Origin of the sequence: Bacillus sp. SIMBA_074, assembly GCF_046534555.1 — a bacterium.
Lineage (GTDB): Bacteria > Bacillota > Bacilli > Bacillales > Bacillaceae_G > Bacillus_A > Bacillus_A mycoides.
Genome location: NZ_JAWRYM010000082.1, coordinates 1 through 755, shown reverse-complemented (window position 1 = coordinate 755; position 755 = coordinate 1). Strand labels below are relative to the sequence as shown.

Annotated in this window: 1 protein-coding gene; it reads right to left on the bottom strand. The window is 39.5% G+C overall.

Translation table 11 applies throughout. From position 1 onward, the window contains the following. A partial coding sequence (locus tag SB773_RS29875) for an IS3 family transposase (RefSeq protein ID WP_410593806.1) occupies positions 1–755 on the bottom strand: 755 nt, incomplete at both ends.

Sequence of the window (755 nt, the reverse complement as noted above, 5' to 3'; positions counted from 1 at the left end):
ATATACTCCTGGCTAGCTACATAAGCTTCCTCTGCTGTTTTTGGACATACCAAATATAACTTCTCTGTTTTTAAATGCGAGAAGAAACTTTCTATACAAGCGTTATCATGACAATTGCCTCGACGAGAGTGGCTTCCTTGAAGACCGAGTTCTTTTACCTGTCTTTCGTATGATTTCGTCGTATATTGGAATCCTTGATCGGAGTGAAGAAGGGCCCCCTTTTCGAATGACTTGTCCCTTAACTGATTCAACGTATTATGAACCAATTCAAGGTCGTTTCGAGAAGAAACTTCCCATGCCACAATTTCATTATTATACAAATCTAAAACGGCAGATAGGTAGGCAAACGTGTCTCCAATCCGCACATAGGTTATATCTGTTACTAACTTTTGTAACATGGACTCTGCATAGAACTCACGGTTTAAAACATTTTTAAATACAACGGATCCTCTTCGGCCATAGAATGGACGTTTCTTTCGAATAACAGATGTAACCCCCAATTCTCTCATCAAACGACGAACACGCTTATGATTGACAACGATTCCCTCTCTGAATAAAGCTCGAGTCATCCGTTTATATCCGTAGTACGGATGTATCTTATGAATGGCTAATATATGTTCTTTTATCCATAGGTTTTTCTCAAGTCTCAGAGACCGTTTAGACTGAGTCTTCCGCCATTTATAATAGCCAGCTCTTGAAACTTCACCGATTTTTATTAGCCACGCGAGTGGGTGTGTTTTCCTCAATTCATCAAT